This is a genomic window from Wenyingzhuangia sp. 2_MG-2023 (genome assembly GCF_030548295.1).
Lineage (GTDB): Bacteria > Bacteroidota > Bacteroidia > Flavobacteriales > Flavobacteriaceae > Wenyingzhuangia.
The window spans coordinates 211459-230661 of sequence record NZ_JAUOSB010000004.1 but is presented as its reverse complement, the minus strand read 5'-3'; the positions used below and the strand labels follow the sequence as shown (position 1 = coordinate 230661).

General features: G+C 33.1%; 20 protein-coding genes. 13 read left to right on the top strand and 7 right to left on the bottom strand.

Annotated elements, in window-relative coordinates; translation table 11 throughout:
* Positions 1 to 19: 19 nt before the first annotated feature.
* On the bottom strand, positions 20 to 1048 hold the full coding sequence (locus tag Q4548_RS07625) for a glycosyltransferase family 9 protein (RefSeq protein WP_303453290.1): 1029 nt from the start codon (positions 1046 to 1048) through the stop codon (positions 20 to 22).
* 39 nt (positions 1049 to 1087) lie between these two features.
* Entirely contained in the window at positions 1088 to 1720 is a 633-nt protein-coding gene (locus tag Q4548_RS07620; protein ID WP_303453287.1) for an NlpC/P60 family protein, read from the bottom strand.
* Positions 1721 to 1759: 39 nt separating this feature from the next.
* Here Q4548_RS07620 and Q4548_RS07615 point away from each other — a divergent pair, with 39 nt between their 5' ends.
* The 9 genes from Q4548_RS07615 to Q4548_RS07575 all read left to right on the top strand — a co-directional run bounded on the left by Q4548_RS07615 (position 1760) and on the right by Q4548_RS07575 (position 9132).
* Positions 1760 to 2668 (top strand): DMT family transporter, encoded by a 909-nt coding sequence (locus tag Q4548_RS07615; RefSeq protein WP_303453285.1) that lies wholly within the window; start codon positions 1760 to 1762, stop codon positions 2666 to 2668.
* A gap of 56 nt (positions 2669 to 2724) precedes the next feature.
* Entirely contained in the window at positions 2725 to 3582 is an 858-nt protein-coding gene (locus Q4548_RS07610) for a YicC/YloC family endoribonuclease (RefSeq protein WP_303453283.1), read from the top strand.
* A 1-nt stretch (position 3583) separates the two neighbouring features.
* On the top strand, positions 3584 to 4156 hold the full coding sequence (gene gmk, locus Q4548_RS07605; protein WP_303453281.1) for a guanylate kinase: 573 nt from the start codon (positions 3584 to 3586) through the stop codon (positions 4154 to 4156).
* A 3-nt stretch (positions 4157 to 4159) separates the two neighbouring features.
* Positions 4160 to 4924 carry a DUF3050 domain-containing protein gene (locus Q4548_RS07600; protein WP_303453278.1) on the top strand — a complete coding sequence of 255 codons (765 nt, stop codon included), beginning with the start codon at positions 4160 to 4162 and terminating at the stop codon, positions 4922 to 4924.
* 1 nt (position 4925) lies between these two features.
* Positions 4926 to 5504 carry a nicotinate (nicotinamide) nucleotide adenylyltransferase gene (gene nadD / locus Q4548_RS07595; RefSeq protein ID WP_303453276.1) on the top strand — a complete coding sequence of 193 codons (579 nt, stop codon included), beginning with the start codon at positions 4926 to 4928 and terminating at the stop codon, positions 5502 to 5504.
* Between the two features lie 71 nt (positions 5505 to 5575).
* Positions 5576 to 6616, top strand: a complete 1041-nt coding sequence (locus Q4548_RS07590; protein WP_303453273.1) for a M23 family metallopeptidase — start codon at positions 5576 to 5578, stop codon at positions 6614 to 6616.
* Positions 6617 to 6619: 3 nt separating this feature from the next.
* Positions 6620 to 8116 carry a GH3 auxin-responsive promoter family protein gene (locus tag Q4548_RS07585; RefSeq protein ID WP_303453271.1) on the top strand — a complete coding sequence of 499 codons (1497 nt, stop codon included), beginning with the start codon at positions 6620 to 6622 and terminating at the stop codon, positions 8114 to 8116.
* A gap of 21 nt (positions 8117 to 8137) precedes the next feature.
* Positions 8138 to 8803, top strand: a complete 666-nt coding sequence (gene rsmI, locus Q4548_RS07580) for a 16S rRNA (cytidine(1402)-2'-O)-methyltransferase (RefSeq protein WP_303453270.1) — start codon at positions 8138 to 8140, stop codon at positions 8801 to 8803.
* Between the two features lie 11 nt (positions 8804 to 8814).
* The gene (locus Q4548_RS07575; RefSeq protein WP_303453268.1) at positions 8815 to 9132 is read left to right on the top strand and encodes a Dabb family protein; all 318 of its coding nucleotides are present in this window, start codon (positions 8815 to 8817) and stop codon (positions 9130 to 9132) included.
* 4 nt (positions 9133 to 9136) lie between these two features.
* Here the strand turns inward: Q4548_RS07575 and Q4548_RS07570 are convergent, their stop codons facing one another.
* Positions 9137 to 9868 carry a hypothetical protein gene (locus tag Q4548_RS07570; protein WP_303453266.1) on the bottom strand — a complete coding sequence of 244 codons (732 nt, stop codon included), beginning with the start codon at positions 9866 to 9868 and terminating at the stop codon, positions 9137 to 9139.
* A 311-nt stretch (positions 9869 to 10179) separates the two neighbouring features.
* Here Q4548_RS07570 and leuC point away from each other — a divergent pair, with 311 nt between their 5' ends.
* Together leuC and leuD are read left to right on the top strand one after the other, a co-directional pair.
* Positions 10180 to 11592, top strand: a complete 1413-nt coding sequence (gene leuC / locus Q4548_RS07565) for a 3-isopropylmalate dehydratase large subunit (RefSeq protein ID WP_303453264.1) — start codon at positions 10180 to 10182, stop codon at positions 11590 to 11592.
* 13 nt (positions 11593 to 11605) lie between these two features.
* Positions 11606 to 12205, top strand: a complete 600-nt coding sequence (leuD, locus tag Q4548_RS07560; protein WP_303453261.1) for a 3-isopropylmalate dehydratase small subunit — start codon at positions 11606 to 11608, stop codon at positions 12203 to 12205.
* Positions 12206 to 12315: 110 nt separating this feature from the next.
* Here the strand turns inward: leuD and Q4548_RS07555 are convergent, their stop codons facing one another.
* Both Q4548_RS07555 and Q4548_RS07550 read right to left on the bottom strand, forming a co-directional pair.
* Positions 12316 to 13212 (bottom strand): hypothetical protein, encoded by an 897-nt coding sequence (locus Q4548_RS07555; RefSeq protein ID WP_303453258.1) that lies wholly within the window; start codon positions 13210 to 13212, stop codon positions 12316 to 12318.
* Positions 13213 to 13812: 600 nt separating this feature from the next.
* Positions 13813 to 15045, bottom strand: a complete 1233-nt coding sequence (locus Q4548_RS07550) for a hypothetical protein (RefSeq protein ID WP_303453256.1) — start codon at positions 15043 to 15045, stop codon at positions 13813 to 13815.
* A gap of 367 nt (positions 15046 to 15412) precedes the next feature.
* On the opposite strand from Q4548_RS07550, the gene Q4548_RS07545 reads away from it, so the two are divergent.
* Positions 15413 to 16930 carry an alpha-isopropylmalate synthase regulatory domain-containing protein gene (locus tag Q4548_RS07545; RefSeq protein ID WP_303453253.1) on the top strand — a complete coding sequence of 506 codons (1518 nt, stop codon included), beginning with the start codon at positions 15413 to 15415 and terminating at the stop codon, positions 16928 to 16930.
* Positions 16931 to 16998: 68 nt separating this feature from the next.
* Complete coding sequence (gene leuB / locus Q4548_RS07540; RefSeq protein ID WP_303453251.1) at positions 16999 to 18054, top strand: 3-isopropylmalate dehydrogenase; 1056 nt, start codon at positions 16999 to 17001, stop codon at positions 18052 to 18054.
* A gap of 81 nt (positions 18055 to 18135) precedes the next feature.
* Here the strand turns inward: leuB and Q4548_RS07535 are convergent, their stop codons facing one another.
* Both Q4548_RS07535 and Q4548_RS07530 read right to left on the bottom strand, forming a co-directional pair.
* The gene (locus tag Q4548_RS07535; protein ID WP_303453249.1) at positions 18136 to 18732 is read right to left on the bottom strand and encodes a lipoprotein signal peptidase; all 597 of its coding nucleotides are present in this window, start codon (positions 18730 to 18732) and stop codon (positions 18136 to 18138) included.
* A gap of 79 nt (positions 18733 to 18811) precedes the next feature.
* Entirely contained in the window at positions 18812 to 19198 is a 387-nt protein-coding gene (locus Q4548_RS07530) for a TraR/DksA C4-type zinc finger protein (protein ID WP_303453247.1), read from the bottom strand.
* Between the last annotated feature and the right edge of the window lie 5 nt (positions 19199 to 19203).

Below are 19203 nucleotides of genomic sequence, written 5' to 3'. Positions count from 1 at the left end.
TTAAACTTTATTAACAAATCTATTTAATTGTTGATAACACTTTGTTTATGATGGTGTTAGGAGTAATGGTTTCCATAACTTTCTCATAGCCAGGAATTATTTTGTTGCCATATACGGAAGTGGGTAGCAGGGGATATTGATTTCTGTCTGCACAAATGCAATTTTCGGTTTGGTTAAAAGGAGCGAATCCTGCAAATGGATGCGTAGCTCCCCAGATAGTAATGGTTGGAACTCCATACATAGCCGAAAAATGTCCGTTTCCGCTATCCATACTAATCATAGCGTTTAGGTTGCTTATAAGATTCAACTCTGCTTTTAGCTTTGTTTTTCCCGCTACGCAATAGGTGTTGTTGTATTTTTTGGTCAGTTCTGTTAGAACGGAAATTTCTTTTTGTCCACCACCAAACAATAAAATTTTAGCGTGTTTGCTCAATTCTTCAATCACTTTTTCCATCAGTTCCAAAGGATAGTTTTTTCCTTGATGTGCAGAAAAAGGAGCAATTCCAATCATTTTGTCATGTTCTTGATAATTGAAAATGGGTTTCAACTCCTCTAATAAAGGTTGTTTGTCTTTAAAAGCAGGTTTTGATAAATTCAGTGTAAATCCCAAAGGTTCAAAAACATCTGCATAACGTTGATGTGTGGTTTTTAAAGGTTTAAAAAGTTTGTTTTTTAAAGCAGTCAAAGCTTTTTTCTCCGTTCTTCCTTTGTTGATACATGCGATTGGGGTTCCGTTTAATTTAAAAAAACTTCTTAAAATTTTAGAACGTAAAACGTTGTGTAAATCCGCAACAGCATCTATTTTAAACAAGGTCAGCTCTTGGTATAATTTGTAAATACCTTTAATTCCTTTGTGTTTTCCGTTAACATCGGCAGCGTAAAAATTAAGATTGTCGATGTCCTCAAAAAGAGGTTGTAAAAAAGCTTTAGAAACAACGGTAATTTTAAGGTTTGAATGTTGCTTTGTCAGAGTTTTTAGAACAGGAATGGTCATAGCTACATCTCCCATGGCAGATAAACGAATGACTAAAATATGTTTTGGTTCCATAGAAATAGAGTTGATGTGAAAGGAAATGGAAGAGCTCTTTTAGATGATTTTTAAAACCATTCCGATGTTAATTTTATCAGAAGACAGCTTGTTTGCTTCCTTAATAGCTTTTACTGAAGTGTGATAGGTTTTAGAAATTTTGTAGAGAGTATCTCCAGATTTTACGGTATAATACTGAGTAGTTACTGTCTGATTGTTATTTGCCTTAGGGTTGATGATTCGTTGTGCTTGAATGTAGTTTTTATGCCAATATCGTTCTTGGGTTGATGAAACGATCACTCCTTCAAAAGCAGCGTGAATAAACTGAATGTTTTGGGAATCATTTTTTATGACAATTCCAACATGATTGATGTTTTTAGAATTTAACGTTTTAAAAAAGACCAAATCTCCTGGAACAGTTTGGTTAAGAGCAATGGTTTTACCTATTTTAGCTTGTTCTCTAGAGATTCTTGGTAGTTTGATGTTGTTTTCTAAAAACGACGTGTATACCAATCCAGAGCAATCCATTCCCCTTTTAGTAATACCTCCTAGTTTGTATCGAGTCCCTTTGTATTCTTTAGCAGTAGCTACAATTTTTCTGTTCTTTTCTGATTGAATATAAGAGGTTGATTTACAAGAAGTAAATAGGAGTATGAAAATTCCGAAAATATAAAAGCATTTAGTTTTTTTCATGGTAGCTAAAATAGATATTTGCATTTAAATCTAATAGAAATGACAAAAAGAAACTTGGCTTTAATGGCTGTAGCAAGTACTTCTGTTTTTTATGGAATAACGTATTCTGTTGCCAAAGAAATAATGCCTGCTTATTTGACACCTTTTTCATTGGTTTGGATACGTATTGCTTGTGCTTGCGTTCTGTTTTGGATTACGAGTTGGGTAATGAAGTCTCCTAAATTAGAAAAAAAAGATTTTCCATACATAATTATGCTGTCATTTTTTGGAATGGTGTTGAATGTCATGGCTTTTTATAAGGGTTTGAGTTTAACAACTCCCATAAATGGAGCTGTCATCATGGTTATATCTCCTATCATGGTTTTGATTTTTTCTCTTTTTTTACTCAAAGAAAAATTACATTGGAAACGTGCATTGGGAATATTTATTGGTTTGTTAGGGGCTTATTTTTTAACAACTGCTGGAAAACAAAATTCTACAAATGCAGCCAACATTCCTTTGGGTAATATGTTAGTGTTTGTAAATGCAGCAAGTTATTCGTTGTATTTAATTTTAGCCAAAAAAATGGTAGACAAATACCATCCTTTGGTCTTTGTAAAATGGTTGTATACGTTTGGTGTCATTTTTATGACTCCTATGGTGTTTCATGAAGTCATAGAAATTCAGTGGGATAAAATTCCTTTAAATATTTATTGGGCAATTGCTTACGTGGTTGTTTTTGCTACATATTTTAACTTTTTATTCAATCTTTATGGGTTGAAACATTTAAAGCCAACTACAGTAAGTGCCTTTATTTATGTGCAGCCTGTTGTTGCCAGTTTGTTTGCATTGTTGTTAGGAACGGATGAGTTGTCTTGGATGAAAATAAGCTGCACACTTCTTATTTTTCTAGGTGTTTATTTAGTCACCTTAAGGCCTAACGAAACTAAGAGCAAAGTTACTGTGTAGTTCGGAAGCCTATCCCATGTAAAATCCGTATTTTTACAGCCAAATTTTTTGGATTCATGATACAGTCAATGACAGGATACGGGAAAGCAATTGTACAATTGCCTACCAAAAAAGTAACCATCGAAATTAAATCTTTAAACAGTAAATTGTTAGATTTAAATGTTCGCATACCTCAATACTACAAAGAAAAAGAAATCAATGTACGTAAAACCATAGCAAAGAGTGTGGTTAGAGGAAAGGTAGATTTTTCTATTTATGTAGAAATGACTTCCGAAATATCACAAACTAAAGTGAATGTGAACGTTGTTTCGGGATACATGAATCAGCTAAAAGAAATTGCAACAGGATCCGATGTTGAATTCTTAGACATGGCAATGAGACTGCCAGATGCTTTAAAAACGGAGCGTGAGGAATTAGATCCAACAGAATGGGCTTTGATAGAAGGAGGAGTTGATGAAGCTATTGCAGCATTGGTAAAGTTTAGAAAAGACGAAGCAGAATCACTAGAAGTAGATTTTAGAGAGCGTATTCAGAATATTCAGAATTTGGCAATTGAAGTCAATCAACACGATGACGATAGAATGATTGCAGTAAAAGAAAAATTGCGCAAAGCTATTGATGATTTACAAGTTACCGTAGATGAAAATAGATTTGAACAAGAATTGATTTATTATCTAGAAAAATTAGACATCAACGAAGAAAAAGTTCGTTTGGCAAATCACTTAGAATATTTCTTGAAAGAATTGAATAGTGAGGTTTCTGATGGTAAAAAATTAGGATTTATTGTTCAAGAAATTGGTAGAGAAATCAATACCACAGGATCAAAATCTAATTATGCACCTATGCAGCAAGTAGTGGTTCAGATGAAAAATGAACTAGAAAAAATAAAAGAACAAATTTTAAACGTATTGTAAAATGGCCTCAGGAAAGTTAATTGTATTTTCTGCCCCATCGGGTTCTGGAAAAACGACTATAGTTAGGCATTTGTTGTCAGAAACTGACTTGCCTTTGGATTTTTCTATTTCTGCAGCTTCTCGTGAACCGAGAGTGGGAGAAGTACATGGAAAAGATTATTATTTTTTATCAGCAAAAGATTTTAAAGAAAAAGTAACAGAAGGAGCTTTTTTGGAATGGGAAGAAGTTTATAAAGATAATTTTTACGGAACATTAAAGTCCGAAATTGATAGGATTTGGGAAGAGGGAAAACATGTAATCTTTGATATAGACGTGGTTGGTGGGTTAAATATAAAGCAACAATTTTCTAAAGAAACTTTAGCAATTTTTGTACAACCACCTTCTATTGAAGAAATGGAACGAAGATTGCGAGGTAGAGCTACAGAATCTGAAGAAAAAATAAAGATGCGTGTTGCCAAAGCGGAGCAGGAATTAGATTTTGCTAAAAAGTTTGATACTATTTTAGTGAATAATGAGTTAGATATAGCAAAACAAGAAGCCTATAAATTGGTGTCAGAATTTTTGAAGAAATAAGTTATGAAGATTGAAGTTGTTCAACAAAAGATACATTCAGCTATTGATAAATTGAATTCGCATTCTTTGTACAAAGAGTTGAATACAATTGATGATGTAAAATTGTTTATGGAAAGCCATGTGTTTGCTGTATGGGATTTTATGTCTTTGTTAAAAAATTTACAAATTCAATTGACTTGTGTTTCTAAAGTCTGGTTGCCAGTAGAAAATGCGGTAACGGCAAGGTTTATCAATGAAATTGTACACGGAGAAGAAACCGATGTAAATGAGTTAGGAACTCCAATGAGTCATTTTGAAATGTACTTAGAAGCCATGAAAGAAGTGGGGGCAAGTACTCAAAAAATAGAAGATTTTATTGCGTTGTTGCAACAAGGAATTCCCGTCTTAGAAGCTTTGAGAAAAGTAAATGTTTCTCCGTCTGTATATGATTTTGTGTCGTATACTTTTGAAATTATTGAGCGAGAAAATACACATGAAATTGCAGCTGCTTTTACCTTTGGAAGAGAAGATGTGATTCCTGAAATGTTTTTAGAAATAGTTAAGGAAACTAAAAAACAAAATCAAAACAAGGCTTACACCAAGTTGTTGTATTATTTAGAAAGACACATTGAACTAGATGGTGATGAACATGGGCCATTGTCTTTAAAAATGATAGAGGAATTGTGTGGAGATGATGAACAAAAATGGATTGAGGTCCTAGCCGTTTCTGAAGAGGCGATTGAAAAAAGAATAGGACTTTGGTCTGGAATTCAAATAGAATTGGTGTAGTATGAAAGTTGGTTTGTATTTTGGAACGTTCAATCCTGTTCATGTGGGGCACGTAATTTTGGCCAATCATATGTTGCATTATACAGATATGGATGAAATCTGGATGGTAGTAACACCGCACAACCCACATAAGAAAAAAAGTACTTTGTTAGAAAATTACCATCGATTAGAGATGGTGTACAAAGCAACGGAAGATTTTGAACACATTCACCCTACAGATATTGAGTTCAAATTGAAACAGCCCAATTATACCATTGATACATTGGTTCATATATCAGAAAAATTTCCGAATTATGATTTTGGCATTATTATGGGGGAAGACAATTTAAAATCATTTCATAAATGGAAAAATTACGAAGTCATTTTAGAACACTACCAAGTGTTTGTGTATCCAAGAATAGGGAGTAGTCAAAAAGAAAATGATTTGGTAAATCACCCAAAAGTTAAAGTTGTAGAAGCACCCATTATTGAAATATCATCAACGTTTATAAGAAATGCCATTAAAAATGGAAAGAGTGTTAAACATTTGTTACCATGCAAAGTATGGGAATATATTGATTTGATGAATTTTTATAAATAAAAAGTATAAATAGTACATTTGTTGATTGAATAAGAAATAAAATTTCCAGTTGAAAAACAGTTTAGAAGTAAATGACCAAGAAAAAACGCAAAGAGATAAAAAAGAAATTAGTTAAAAAATACCGTTTGGTAGTTTTGACTGAGGACTCTTTTGAGGAGAAATTCTCTTTTAAATTAACACTCCTAAATGTTTTTGTTTTTGGAGGAGTGTTTAGCGTATTGTTGATTTTTTTTACAACAGGTTTGATTGTTTCCACTTCTTTAAAAGAATACATTCCAGGGTTTGAATCTCCAGAATTGAAAAAAGATGCAATCAATTTAAATTTTAAACTAGATACTTTACAACGACAAATAGTAGCGTTAAAATCTTATACGGAATCTATGAAGCCCGTTTTGTTAGGAGACAATGCTATTGAAATAGGAGAGTTGCCTTATGTGACTAAAGAAGGAGAGTCTGTTTATCAATCAGGTATAGCAAACAATGATTCTATACATATCAAGTTGAAAAGCTTGTATGCGTTGCTAGAGCAGAAAAACAAAATAATAGAAAGTTTACGTAAAAATTACAATTTAAAAGCAGACACACTTACTTCATTTGTGAGTTTAGACAATTTAGACGATGAGATGACCATTAATGATGAGGAGTTAGAATTGCTAGAAAATTCAAGTTTAGATTCGGTATTTAGGCAGAATGTAGAAAGAGAAGAACGTTTTAGTATATATGGTTATGAGAATGAAAAACTAGAACAGGTTTTTGTAACACCAGTTTACGGAAGTATTACGCAAGAATTTAATCCTGTAACCAAACATTTTGCGGTTGATATTGTCACCGAAAAAGAAGCTCCCGTAAAAGCGTTGGCCGACGGAGTGGTTGTGTATTCAGAATGGTCTATAGAAACAGGTTATGTAGTGGTTTTATTACATAAGAAAAATTATGTATCAGTATACAAACACAATAGTAAAATAAATGTATCTCAAGGAGAATTGGTTAAGGCAGGTCAGATTATAGCAAATGTAGGTTCTACGGGGGAGTTGAGTACTGGTCCGCACCTTCATTTCGAAATATGGAAAGATGGATATCCTGTAGATCCAACTAATTTTATGAAGTTTTAAGAAATGAGTATCAAATCAAAAATAGCATTGCCGTTTGCAAAAATAGTTTGTAAACAAGTTTACAAATGGGCAAACAAACCTGTAGAGACACAAGAAGAGGTCTTTCAATATTTAATAAAAACAGCAAAAAATACGGCTTTTGGTAAAGATCATAATTTTGAAAGTATAAATACTTACGAAGACTTTAAGAAACAAGTTCCAGTAAATGATTATGAAGGTATTCGGTCTTATGTAGATAGAATGGTAGCAGGTGAATCGGATGTATTGTGGACAGGCCGTCCGTTGTATTACGCAAAAACATCTGGAACAACTTCAGGAGCAAAATACATTCCCATCACTAAAGAATCTATGCCTACGCATATTGCATCAGCTAGAAATGCGTTGTTGTTTTACATTGCAGAAACAGGAGATGCTTCTTTTGTAGATGGTAAAATGATTTTCTTACAAGGAAGCCCAATTTTAAAAGATTTAAAAGGAGTTCAGTTAGGACGGTTGAGCGGTATTGTAGCGCACTATGTGCCTAAATACTTGCAAAAAAATAGATTGCCAAGTTGGGAAACCAATTGTATTGAAGATTGGGAAACCAAAGTAGATGCTATCGTAGAAGAAACGGTAAATGAAGACATGTCTGTGATTAGTGGTATTCCATCTTGGGTGCAAATGTACTTTGAGAGGTTACACGAAAAAACGGGGAAAACGGTGGCTGAGTTGTTTCCTAAATTCAACTTCTTTATTTATGGGGGAGTAAATTTTGAGCCTTATAAAAATAAATTTGAGAGTCTTATTGGTAAGGAGATCAATTATGTAGAGTTGTATCCTGCATCCGAAGGTTTTATAGCTTATCAAGATAGTCAGACTGAAAAAGGAATGTTGTTGCAGTTGAATAGTGGGATTTTTTATGAATTTATTCCAGCGGATCAGTTTTTTGACGAAAACCCACCAAGATTGTCTATAGGAGAAGTAAAACTAGGGGTGAATTATGCGATTATTTTAAATACTTCGGCAGGATTGTGGGGGTACAATATAGGTGACACGATAGAGTTTACATCGGTGTCTCCATATAGAATTAAAGTTACGGGGCGTATCAAACATTTTATATCTGCCTTTGGAGAACATGTGATTGGGAAAGAAGTTCAGAAAGCATTGAATGATGCTGTTGCTGGAACAGATGTTGCTGTAAGTGAATTTACGGTTGCTCCACAAGTAGCTCCAGAAAAAGGATTGCCATATCATGAATGGTTCATTGAATTTGAAAACGAACCAAAAGATTTAGAAGCTTTTACTCAAAAGATGGATCAATCCATGCAAGAACAGAATATATATTATTTTGATTTGATCAAAGGTAGTGTGCTAAGACCTTTGGTTGTTACTAAAGTTCAAAAAGGTGGTTTTCATGAGTACATGAAATCAATAGGGAAGTTTGGAGGACAGAATAAAATTCCTCAATTATCAGACAACCGAAAAATAGCCGATGTGCTAACAAATTTTAAGATTAATTAGTAGAAAGTATTCCTGTAAAAAATGAAACTATACCTAGTACCAACACCTATTGGAAATTTAGAAGATATGACTTTTAGAGCTATTAAAGTTTTAAAAGAAGTGGATTTGGTATTGGCAGAAGATACACGTACCAGTGGTAAGCTGATGAAGCATTATGAAATTACTACGCATATGCAAAGTCACCACATGCACAATGAGCATAAAACAGTAGAGAATATCATCAATAAAATAAAAAGCGGAACTACGGTTGCTTTGATTTCTGATGCAGGAACCCCTGCCATTTCAGATCCAGGTTTTTTGTTGACTCGTGCTTGCATTCAGAATGATATTCCTGTAGAGTGTTTGCCTGGTGCAACTGCTTTTGTTCCTGCTTTGGTGAATTCTGGTTTGCCTAATGAAAAATTTGTTTTTGAAGGATTTTTGCCTGTAAAAAAAGGACGTCAAACACGTTTGTTACGTTTGGTAGAAGAGGATAGAACTATTATTTTGTATGAATCACCTCATAAATTGGTTAAAACATTGACTCATTTGGCGGAGTATTTAGGAGCAGATAGACAGGCTTCTGTTTCTAGGGAATTGACCAAAATGTTTGAAGAAACTAGACGAGGAACGGTTACAGAATTGGCAGAATTTTATACAAATAAACCTCCAAAAGGAGAAATTGTATTAATTGTATCGGGTAAATAAATTAGTTAAAAATGGAGAATAAAATATTTTTTCACAACGTGTATTTTTGGTTAAAACAGCCAGAAAACAATAAAGATTGCGAAGCTTTTGAAGTTGCTTTGCAAAAGTTTTTAAATGCTTCTATATATACAAGAACTGCTTTTATAACTAAGCCAGCGCATACAGATAGAGAAGTAGTAGATAATAGTTATACCTATTGCTTGTTGGTTAGTTTTGAAAACAAGGAACAACACAATTTGTATCAAAAAGAACCTGCTCATGCTTTGTTTTTAAAAGAAGCTTCTAATTTGTGGGGAAAAGTACAAGTGTATGATTCTGAAGAAATATAACGGTTTATCTAATTTCTAAAGAATTGACGATTCTGTCAGTAAGTAATTCGTAGTTTTCATTTTTTCCAATCCAAAAAGTGATCAAGTTGACTAGCGTTAAATCCTTTTTAACACAACTGATGATTTTAAAATGAAACTCTTCTCCTTTTGCGTTAAAAGTTCCCTTTTTTAGAATGGCAGGATATTGATTGATGAAAATATTTTCATCATTAAAAAATAAGTCTGTACCTTTTAATTCTTGCATAGCTCCATTTGCGGTTCCGTTAGAAGCTCCTTTCAGATCTACTTTTCCAATAGATGCGCTGTAAGTAGCGTAAGAAAGTACAATATTAAAGTTAGGATTGCTTTCGTAAATGTGATTTTCCATTTCTAAAATCACTTTTTTTACAGACTCATCAAGAGGCAAATCAAGATCTTTCTTTTCTAACAGAAAAGGAGAGCTAACAGAAACTTGTTTGTTTAAAAAGTACTGTCTAGACCATTCCTTATCTAATAATTCAGAAACAGGAAATGCCAATTCATAAAAATAAGTATAGATTTTTGGAGTCACTTTTTTAACCAGAAAAAAAGAAATGCTAAAAGAAATGATAAAGAAAGCAATTTGCAATCCTTTTTTTAAGGTGAATTTTTTTTTGGGTTTTGTTTGGACGGTTTTGTTTGTGCCTACTTCTAGTTGAAAAGCTTCAAAGTTTTTGTGAGGATATTTTTTTTGCCAAGACTTAAAATTGTTTTCCATTTTTTTACCACAACTTTCGCAAAATATTTGATATTCTGAGGTTAAAGGATTAGAATGTTGGCAATTGTGGCAAGATAAATATTTCATAATACAAAGAAGATGTTAATGGGATAAAGATAGCAATTGAGTCATTGTTTGCGGAATAGTTATGTTGTTTTTTCTGAAGGAATTCCAAAGAGAAATTAGCGTTGGGCATCGTAATAATTTATAGTGAGTCTAATTGCTTGTCGTATGTTTTTTTGTAAATTTGCCGACCTGTAATTCGTTGAATTGCAACCATAACAGAAAATAATAAATAAGTCTAAATCAATATGGCAACAACATTATTTGACAAAGTTTGGGACTCACACGTAGTTCGTCATGTACAAGACGGACCGGATGTGTTCTTTATTGATCGTCATTTTATCCACGAAGTTACAAGTCCAGTAGCGTTTTTAGGATTAGAAAGTAGAGGGAATAGTGTATTGTACCCAGAGCGTACCTTTGCAACTGCGGATCACAACACACCAACTATCAATCAACATTTACCTGTAGAAGATGCATTGTCTGCAAACCAGTTAAATGCCTTAGAAAGAAATGCAAAAAAGCATGGAATTTCTCACTGGGGATTGGGAGATATTAACAATGGTATTGTTCACGTTGTAGGGCCTGAAAATGGAATTACATTGCCAGGAGCAACTATTGTTTGTGGAGATTCACATACATCTACTCACGGTGCTTTTGGTGCTATTGCTTTTGGTATTGGTACTTCTGAAGTAGAAATGGTATTGTCTACTCAATGTATTATGCAGTCTAAGCCTAAGGCAATGCGTATCAACGTAAACGGAAAATTAGGATTAGGGGTAACACCTAAAGATGTTGCTTTATATATTATTTCTAAGCAAACAACTTCTGGAGCTACAGGTTACTTTGTAGAATATGCAGGAGATGTTTTTGAAAATATGACCATGGAAGGTCGTATGACTGTGTGTAATTTGTCTATTGAGATGGGTGCTCGTGGTGGTATGATTGCTCCAGATCAAAAAACATTTGATTACATCGCAGGTCGTGCTCAAACTCCTAAGGGAGCAGATTGGGACAAAGCAATGGAATACTGGAAAACGTTAAGTACTGATGAAGGTGCTGAGTTTGATGCTGAGTTTAACTACGATGCAGCAGATATTGAGCCAATGATTACTTACGGAACCAATCCAGGAATGGGAATGGGAGTAACAAAAGATATTCCTACTGCAGAATCTTTAAAAGGAGGCGTAGAGACCTATAGAAAATCTTTAGGTTATATGGATTTCCATGAAGGAGATACTATGATTGGTAAAAAGATTGATTTTGTGTTTTTAGGATCTTGTACTAACGGACGTATAGAAGACTTTAGAGCTTTCTGTTCAGTAGTTAAAGGACGTAAAAAAGCAGATCATGTTACTGCATGGTTGGTACCGGGATCTCACAAAGTAGTAGATCAAATTAGAGAAGAAGGATTAGATACAATCATTTCAGAAGCAGGTTTTGTATTAAGAGAACCAGGATGTTCTGCATGTTTAGCAATGAACGATGATAAAATTCCAGCAGGAAAATTATCAGTTTCTACCTCTAACCGTAACTTTGAAGGACGTCAAGGACCTGGATCTAGAACTTTATTAGCTTCTCCATTAGTGGCTGCAGCTTCTGCTGTTGAAGGTGTGGTTACTGACCCAAGAACAATTTTAACTGCTAACGCTAACGCTTAAAATATAGAACACAATGGCTTACGATAAATTTGAAGTATTAACAAGTACAGCTTATCCACTACCGATAGAGAACGTGGATACAGATCAAATCATTCCTGCTCGTTTCTTAAAAGCAACTGAGCGTGTAGATTTTGATATTAACTTTTTCCGTGACTGGAGATTTAACGCAGATGGAACTCCTAAAGCAGATTTTCCATTAAATAAAGATATTTACGCAGGATCTAAAATTTTAGTAGGAGGACGTAACTTTGGTTCTGGTTCTTCTAGAGAGCATGCAGCTTGGTCTGTTTATGATTTTGGATTACGTTGTGTAATTTCTTCTGCATTTGCAGATATCTTTAAAAACAACTGTTTAAATGTAGGGGTATTACCTGTGCAGGTTTCAGCTGAGTTTGCAGATAAATTATTTGCAGCAATTGAAGCAGATCCTAAAACAGAAATTAAAGTAGATTTACCTAACGAAACAGTTACTTTAGTTGCAACTGGGGAGTCTGAATCTTTTGATATCAATCTTTACAAAAAAGACAACATGTTAAACGGTTTTGATGATATTGATTACTTAAAAAACATTGAAGGAGAAATTACTGAATTTGCTGGTAAAAGACCTTTCTAATATATTTGATCATATAATATAAAAAGCCTTGTAATTTTAATTACAAGGCTTTTTATATTATAAAAATTATTTGTTTTTAATCTTGAAACAATTGTTTGGTGTCTTTTTTACTAGTATGTAAATGTGATCAATTTTACATTTTTACTTTCATATTCGTTAAGTTCATCGGAGGTGAAATAGAACCCTACTTCTTGATTACTAGTTAAGTTCGGGTTAGCATCATCATATATGTAAAGTTTCAAGCTATTTGTTGCGTCTATTTTGTTTTCCTCATCTTCCACTGTACCAAGTTCTTCAATAACCGTATCCATTAGAATTCCATCAGTAAAATTACCTATGTCTCCAATTTCATATGGATATTTAACTCCAGTAGCATTGTTTTCTTCATTGTCTAATTTCACCTCCCATTCAGTTCCATAAACTGTTACAGATAATACAGTTTCAAGGTACCTATTAATTCTAAAAGTAAGTCCTTTTGATAAATAATGCCAGTTTTCAAAATTAGAAGTAGTTGTAGTTATTGTGTTGTCAATCGTGTCAGTTTCTGTAATTGTTTGTGTGTAAATTCCTTCAGGTTCGCCGTGTAGTAGTAGTAGGTTGTAAATGTTGCTGTCGGCAATGTTTATCCCTTCTATTGTTTGGTAGTCTGTTATTCCGTGTTCATGAAAATTAACCAATACTTGATTTAGTTCACTAATAGTATCTTTAGTAGTTGTAATATTAATATACCCAGAAGATAGTTGCTCTGAAGTTAATGTGTAAGACGTTTCTGAGGTTGATGTTATGTTGATAGAAGGTTCTTCTGAAGTTACAGTAATAGCATCATAATTACTAGCATCAAATGTAAGTGTAATTTCTTCATCGGTAAAAGCATTTTGTTTATTGATGGAAATATTAGTTACAATATTGTTATTGTTTGGATTAGATGTAATGGTGTCATCATCTGAACAAGCAAATAATAAAGTAAGAATAAAGCATGATTTTAATGCGGAAAATAGTTTTTTCATGACTGTTTGTTGGTTTTATTGGTTTATCTGTAAAATTATAGATAACCCATTAAGGGGGGCTTACTCTTATCGTGCTGATGTATCCTCATATCATGTTAAATTGATCTTATAGAGCAACATGTCTAAATTAATAGAGGTATTCTTGTTTTTTTGATAAACTAATAGAGTTTAAATTATTGAATAATGAATATTTGTCTAAGGTTTTTATAAAAAGGGAAGGTTGTATTTGTAATTAGATTTGATCTTGTGATAGAAATAATAGCAAAAGACATACATGTGTAAAGAATGAAAAAAAGAAGGATTGTGATGTTGTAAAAAATTTAGGTGAATTTATTTTAGTCAGAAAATAAACCCCTTATTATTAAATATTGCCATATCAAATTTTAATTCTTACAAACTGACAAAGGTGCTATATATAAATAGGTCTAGTTTTTTGTTTCGTTAATGTAAATTTTTAATAGCGTTTATAAACTTGATGTGTAATTGTAGAGCTACAATCAAGCTATTGTTGTAGTGTATGAAAATATTTTTTTAAACATATAAAGGTCACTTAAAATATATTTAAGTGACCTTTTATTATTCTTAATTGAGTTCTCTAGTTTATCCTATAATAACTTGAACTACAAATGCTGTATTTACGTTATCCTTACTATCAGAAATATAGATAAATCTACCTATGTTTTCAAAATCAAAATAGTAAACACCATCTACATTGAATCCACCATCTCCATCAGAAGTTGCTTCCTTAATTGTACCGTTTTCAGTAGGGTCAGCATCAATACCATTTTTAGGGTGTTTTGCTTTCATTACTCCCATTTTATATTTTAAATCCTCCTCAATTACGTATGGCGAACCAGCAGGGTAATCTTCATATGATGTTGAATAGTAATAAACTTTTTCAATAATTTGTGTTTGTGCGTTTACTTCAAATCCTATTCCATCTGATAAATATTGCCATCTTTCTGTTAAGCCATCTTCTGATGTCAGTTTATCTTCTTCAACGGGAGCTCCATGTATTAACGTCAGTTTTTCGGTAGTATCTACACCTAACTCTATACCTTCTACAGTTTTGTAGTAATCTACTGTTCCATGCGCATAAAAGTGAATTAAATGATTACTTGTAAATTCATCACCATTTTCATTGGTTAATTTTACTTCTATCAATTGTTCCGTTGGTTCCGTTGCAGAAATAGTGAAATTTGTATCGTCTATTTCATTGATAGTTACAATCTCATTCTCATCAATAACAGAAGGTACTCCAGCTTCATCCATAAGTGTGATTTCAATTTCTGTATATTTTAGAGGGGTAAATTCAATGTTAGCTCCATCACCTATAAATAGGTATTCGTTGTCTATTGTGTATTCAATGTCATTAAAATAGATTCTACGATATCCGGTTAATTCAGTTCCGTTATTGGTTACAACTTTAATTTCGACTAAAAAATCTTCGATAGTAGAAAAAGCTTGATCTTCTGGCCTAAGTTTATGAACCTCGATTTTATATTCTAAATTGTTGTTTTCAGTTGCTGTAATAGTCGGTATAAGAACATTGTCTAAATCATCTATAGTCTCTCCTTCACTTGGTTCTGTTTTAGGAGGGGTATAAGGAACTCCAATTTCATCAACAAAATGAACTTCGGTTGATTGATAGTCACCAGATTCAATTGTAATAGTTATTTCACTATCTATAGTTTGATTGGTGTTGTTAAAAGTAAAGTTGGTAAATTCATTTGCTCTTTTTGGGGATTCATATTTAAGATTGTCATCTGTTGAACACGAAATATGAAGAGTTAGTAATAATAGAATGGTTGAAAAATATTTAATTGTTCTCATTTGGTTTAGGTTAATTTTTTATCAAATATCAGATTCTTGTAGATTTATAGGATTCTTTATTCAGTCAAATACTTGCTCTTTTTTTGCATTCATGTTGTTTTGTTAGTAAATAAGTGTTTTTGGTGTATTATAGTTAATATTTTGGAGTAAAGATTGTTTTTTTGAAAGAATTGTTTGTGTGTTTTTTTGAATTTAATTTTTAAATTACTGTAGTTTTAATAAAAAGTGTTTTTTATGAGGAGGTTTAGATATGATTGTAAAACGCTTTTTTTATCTTTGCCTGCTGTATTTTAGGGTTGGGTTTTAATTAAAATGATTGGATATCATAATTAAAATTTTAAAGTTCCTAAAAACTAGCTTAGATCATATGAGCAAAAAGAAAATAGAAATAATGGATACAACGCTCCGTGATGGTGAACAAACCTCGGGAGTGTCTTTTGCTGCAAACGAAAAACTTACAATAGCCCAATTGTTGTTGGAGGAATTAAAAGTAGATCGTATAGAAATCGCTTCGGCACGTGTGTCTCAGGGTGAGTTCAATGCAGTTAAAAATATTACAGAATGGGCAATTCAACAAGGGCATATAGGTAAAATTGAAGTGTTGACCTTTGTTGATAAAGGTACCTCAATACAATGGATGCTAGAGGCAGGGGCTAAAGTTCAAAATTTGTTGACCAAAGGTTCTATGAATCATTTAGAACATCAGTTAAGAAAAACACCTGAACAACATTTTTCTGAAATTGCAGATGCTGTTAAAGAAGCAGATAAAAATGGTATAGAAACCAATGTTTATTTAGAAGATTGGTCTAATGGAATGCGTAATTCTAGAGAATACGTGTATCAATATTTAGATTTTATTGCAACACAACCTGTAAAAAGAGTGATGCTGCCAGATACTTTGGGAATTTTAACTCCTCAAGAATCTTTTGAATATATTAAAGATATTAAGGATAAATATCCTACGTTACATTTAGATTTTCATTGTCATAATGATTATGATTTGAGTGTTGCCAATGCGATGGAGGCAATTAAAGGAGGTGCCGATGGTCTGCATTTAACCTTAAATGGTATGGGAGAACGTGCAGGAAATGCTCCTTTGGCAAGTGTGGTTGCTGTAGTAAATGATTTTATGCCTAATTACTTGGTAGAAGTCAATGAAAAAGCGCTGTATAAAGTCAGCAAAATGGTAGAGGCTTTTTCGGGCTTTAAAATTCCGGAAAGCAAACCCGTTGTAGGAGAAAATGTATTTACACAAACAGCAGGAATCCATGCGGATGGTGACAACAAAAATAATTTATATTTTAATGATTTGTTGCCTAAGCGTTTTGGACGTAAGCGTAAATACGCTTTAGGAAAAACATCGGGAAAAGCTAATATTCAAAAAAATCTACAAGATTTAGGGCTGAATTTGAATGACGAAGAATTAAAATTAGTTACGCAAAGAGTGATTGAGTTGGGTGATAAAAAAGAATTAGTTACTCAAAACGATTTGCCTTATATTATTTCTGATGTTTTAAATTCCAATACAATTTCAGAAAAAGTTAAAGTAGTTTCTTACGTGTTAACCCATGCAAAAGGATTGCGACCATCTACAACAGTAGCGGTTTCATTTGAGGGAGAAACAATTGAAGAGAGTGCAAGTGGTGATGGTCAGTACGATGCTTTTGTAAAAGCACTACGCAAAATATACAAGAAAAAAGAATTGAAGTTGCCAACGCTAACAGATTACTCCGTTCGTATACCACCAGGGTCTAATTCAGATGCTTTGTGTGAAACGGTAATCACTTGGGAGCTGAATGGAAAAGAATACAAAACACGTGGTTTAGATTCGGATCAAACGGTATCTGCAATCATGGCTACGGAAAAAATGTTGAACATTATATAAATAAGGATACGGACAACGAAGTGAATAACTTCTGAATTCTGAATTCTAACATTCTTAAAATAAATAAAATGAAATTAAACATTGCATTATTAGCTGGTGACGGAATTGGACCAGAGGTAATTGATCAGGCTGTAAAAGTTTCTGATGCAATTGCTGCAAAATTTGGACATGAATTAACTTGGAAACCTGCTTTAACAGGTGCTGCTGCAATTGATGCAGTTGGAGAGCCTTATCCAGACGAAACACACGAAATTTGTGTGGCTTCTGATGCGGTTTTGTTTGGTGCTATTGGACACCCAAAATATGATAACAATCCTTCTGCACCGGTTCGTCCAGAGCAAGGTTTGTTAAAAATGCGTAAAAAATTAGGATTGTTTGCAAATGTACGTCCTACATTCACTTTTCCTTCTTTGTTAGACAAATCTCCATTAAAAAGAGAGCGTATTGAAGGAACTGATTTGGTTTTTTTACGTGAATTAACTGGAGGTATTTACTTTGGTGAAAAAGGTAGAAGAGATGGTGGAGAAACTGCTTTTGATAACTGTGTGTATACAAGAGAAGAAGTACAGCGTTTGGCTAAGAAAGGTTTTGAATTGGCGATGACTCGTTCTAAAAAATTATGCTGTGTAGATAAAGCCAACGTATTAGAAACTTCACGTTTGTGGAGAGAAACGGTTCAGGCTATGGAAAAAGATTATCCAGAAGTTGAGGTAGCTTACGAATTTGTAGATGCAGTTGCAATGCGTTTGGTACAATGGCCAAATTCTTATGATGTATTGATTACTGAAAACTTGTTTGGAGATATTTTAACGGATGAAGCTTCTGTAATTTCTGGGTCTATGGGATTGATGCCATCGGCTTCAGTTGGATCAGAAGTTGCTTTGTTTGAGCCTATTCATGGTTCTTATCCGCAAGCTACAGGATTGAATATTGCAAACCCTATGGCAACTGTTTTATCTGCTGCTATGTTGTTTGAACACTTTGGTTTGGTTGAAGAAGGAAAGGCAATTAGAGCATCTGTAAATAAAGCCTTAGAAGAAGGAGTAGTTACAGAAGATTTAGCTGACGGAGGTACATCTTACGGAACTAAAGAAGTTGGAGATTGGTTAGCTGCCAATATCTAATTAAAGATATTGATACGATTATTAAAAAGGCTGTCTTTCATATGAAAGACAGCCTTTTTTGTTTTACAATTGAATGCTGATTTATTTTTTCGGGAAAATTGTTTTACTAAAAAATAATAAAATCATCACACCAATAGAAATAGCTGAATCTGCTACGTTGAAAATAGCATTGAAAAAAGTAAAATTATTTCCACCTACTACAGGTAGCCATTCGGGTAAATTTCCTTGCCAAATAGGGAAATAAAGCATATCTACTACTTTTCCATGGAATAGTTCTCCATACGCATTTGCCGTATCATAAGTGGCCAATTGACCGTAAGAGTCTGTAAATAGAATTCCGTAAAACACAGAATCTATAATATTTCCTAAGGCTCCTGTAAAAATTAATGAAATGGAAACAATTAACAAATTGTGTGCTTTTTCTTTAATGCTTTTATGTAGCCAATATCCTATTCCAACAATAGCACACAAACGGAATAATGTTAGAATTAGTTTTCCAGTTTTTCCACCTAGTTCAGTTCCCCAAGCAGCTCCGTTATTTTCTATAAAGTGAATTCTGAACCAATCAAAAACGTAAATTTCTTCTCCTAGTTGAAAATTGGTTTTGATGTAAATTTTACTAATTTGATCAATTAATAAAACAACTATAATAAGTAGAATAGATTTTTTGATATTCATGTCGGTCTTAAAAAGAAAAGTTTGCAATCGAAATCACAAACTTTTATATGGCAATTAATATTGGACTTGTAGTCCTTTTTTATTTGTTTTCGGCGTTTTTGGCATCAATACTCAAAGTAGCGTGAGGCACCAATCTCAAACGTTCTTTTCTAATTAATTTTCCTGTAGCACGGCAAATTCCGTAGGTTTTATTTTCAATACGTAACAACGCATTTCTTAAATCTCTAATGAACTTTTCTTGACGAATTGCCAACTGAACATTTGCTTCTTTAGACATAGTTTCAGAACCCTCTTCAAAGGCTTTGAACTGTGGAGAAGTATCATCTGTATTGTTAGAACTTCCGTTTTTGTAAGAGCTTTGTAAGATTTCTAAATCTTTTTTCGCTTTTTCAATTTTCTTTAGGATAATTTCTTTAAACTCTGCTAAATCAGCATCACTATAAACTAGTCTTTCATCTGTTGCCATAATAC

Excerpts from the sequence above, each read along its gene's own strand:
- Q4548_RS07620 (WP_303453287.1), bottom strand. The coding sequence starts at position 1,720 with ATGAAAAAAACTAAATGCTTTTATATTTTCGGAATTTTCATACTCCTA.
- Q4548_RS07555 (WP_303453258.1), bottom strand. The coding sequence starts at position 13,212 with ATGAAAAAACTATTTTCCGCATTAAAATCATGCTTTATTCTTACTTTA.
- nadD (WP_303453276.1), top strand. The coding sequence starts at position 4,926 with ATGAAAGTTGGTTTGTATTTTGGAACGTTCAATCCTGTTCATGTGGGG.
- Q4548_RS07585 (WP_303453271.1), top strand. The coding sequence starts at position 6,620 with ATGAGTATCAAATCAAAAATAGCATTGCCGTTTGCAAAAATAGTTTGT.
- Q4548_RS07600 (WP_303453278.1), top strand. The coding sequence starts at position 4,160 with ATGAAGATTGAAGTTGTTCAACAAAAGATACATTCAGCTATTGATAAA.
- Q4548_RS07625 (WP_303453290.1), bottom strand. The coding sequence starts at position 1,048 with ATGGAACCAAAACATATTTTAGTCATTCGTTTATCTGCCATGGGAGAT.
- Q4548_RS07530 (WP_303453247.1), bottom strand. The coding sequence starts at position 19,198 with ATGGCAACAGATGAAAGACTAGTTTATAGTGATGCTGATTTAGCAGAG.
- Q4548_RS07575 (WP_303453268.1), top strand. The coding sequence starts at position 8,815 with ATGGAGAATAAAATATTTTTTCACAACGTGTATTTTTGGTTAAAACAG.
- Q4548_RS07545 (WP_303453253.1), top strand. The coding sequence starts at position 15,413 with ATGAGCAAAAAGAAAATAGAAATAATGGATACAACGCTCCGTGATGGT.
- Q4548_RS07535 (WP_303453249.1), bottom strand. The coding sequence starts at position 18,732 with ATGAATATCAAAAAATCTATTCTACTTATTATAGTTGTTTTATTAATT.
- gmk (WP_303453281.1), top strand. The coding sequence starts at position 3,584 with ATGGCCTCAGGAAAGTTAATTGTATTTTCTGCCCCATCGGGTTCTGGA.
- leuC (WP_303453264.1), top strand. The coding sequence starts at position 10,180 with ATGGCAACAACATTATTTGACAAAGTTTGGGACTCACACGTAGTTCGT.
- leuD (WP_303453261.1), top strand. The coding sequence starts at position 11,606 with ATGGCTTACGATAAATTTGAAGTATTAACAAGTACAGCTTATCCACTA.
- leuB (WP_303453251.1), top strand. The coding sequence starts at position 16,999 with ATGAAATTAAACATTGCATTATTAGCTGGTGACGGAATTGGACCAGAG.
- Q4548_RS07615 (WP_303453285.1), top strand. The coding sequence starts at position 1,760 with ATGACAAAAAGAAACTTGGCTTTAATGGCTGTAGCAAGTACTTCTGTT.
- Q4548_RS07570 (WP_303453266.1), bottom strand. The coding sequence starts at position 9,868 with ATGGAAAACAATTTTAAGTCTTGGCAAAAAAAATATCCTCACAAAAAC.
- Q4548_RS07610 (WP_303453283.1), top strand. The coding sequence starts at position 2,725 with ATGATACAGTCAATGACAGGATACGGGAAAGCAATTGTACAATTGCCT.
- Q4548_RS07590 (WP_303453273.1), top strand. The coding sequence starts at position 5,576 with ATGACCAAGAAAAAACGCAAAGAGATAAAAAAGAAATTAGTTAAAAAA.
- Q4548_RS07550 (WP_303453256.1), bottom strand. The coding sequence starts at position 15,045 with ATGAGAACAATTAAATATTTTTCAACCATTCTATTATTACTAACTCTT.
- rsmI (WP_303453270.1), top strand. The coding sequence starts at position 8,138 with ATGAAACTATACCTAGTACCAACACCTATTGGAAATTTAGAAGATATG.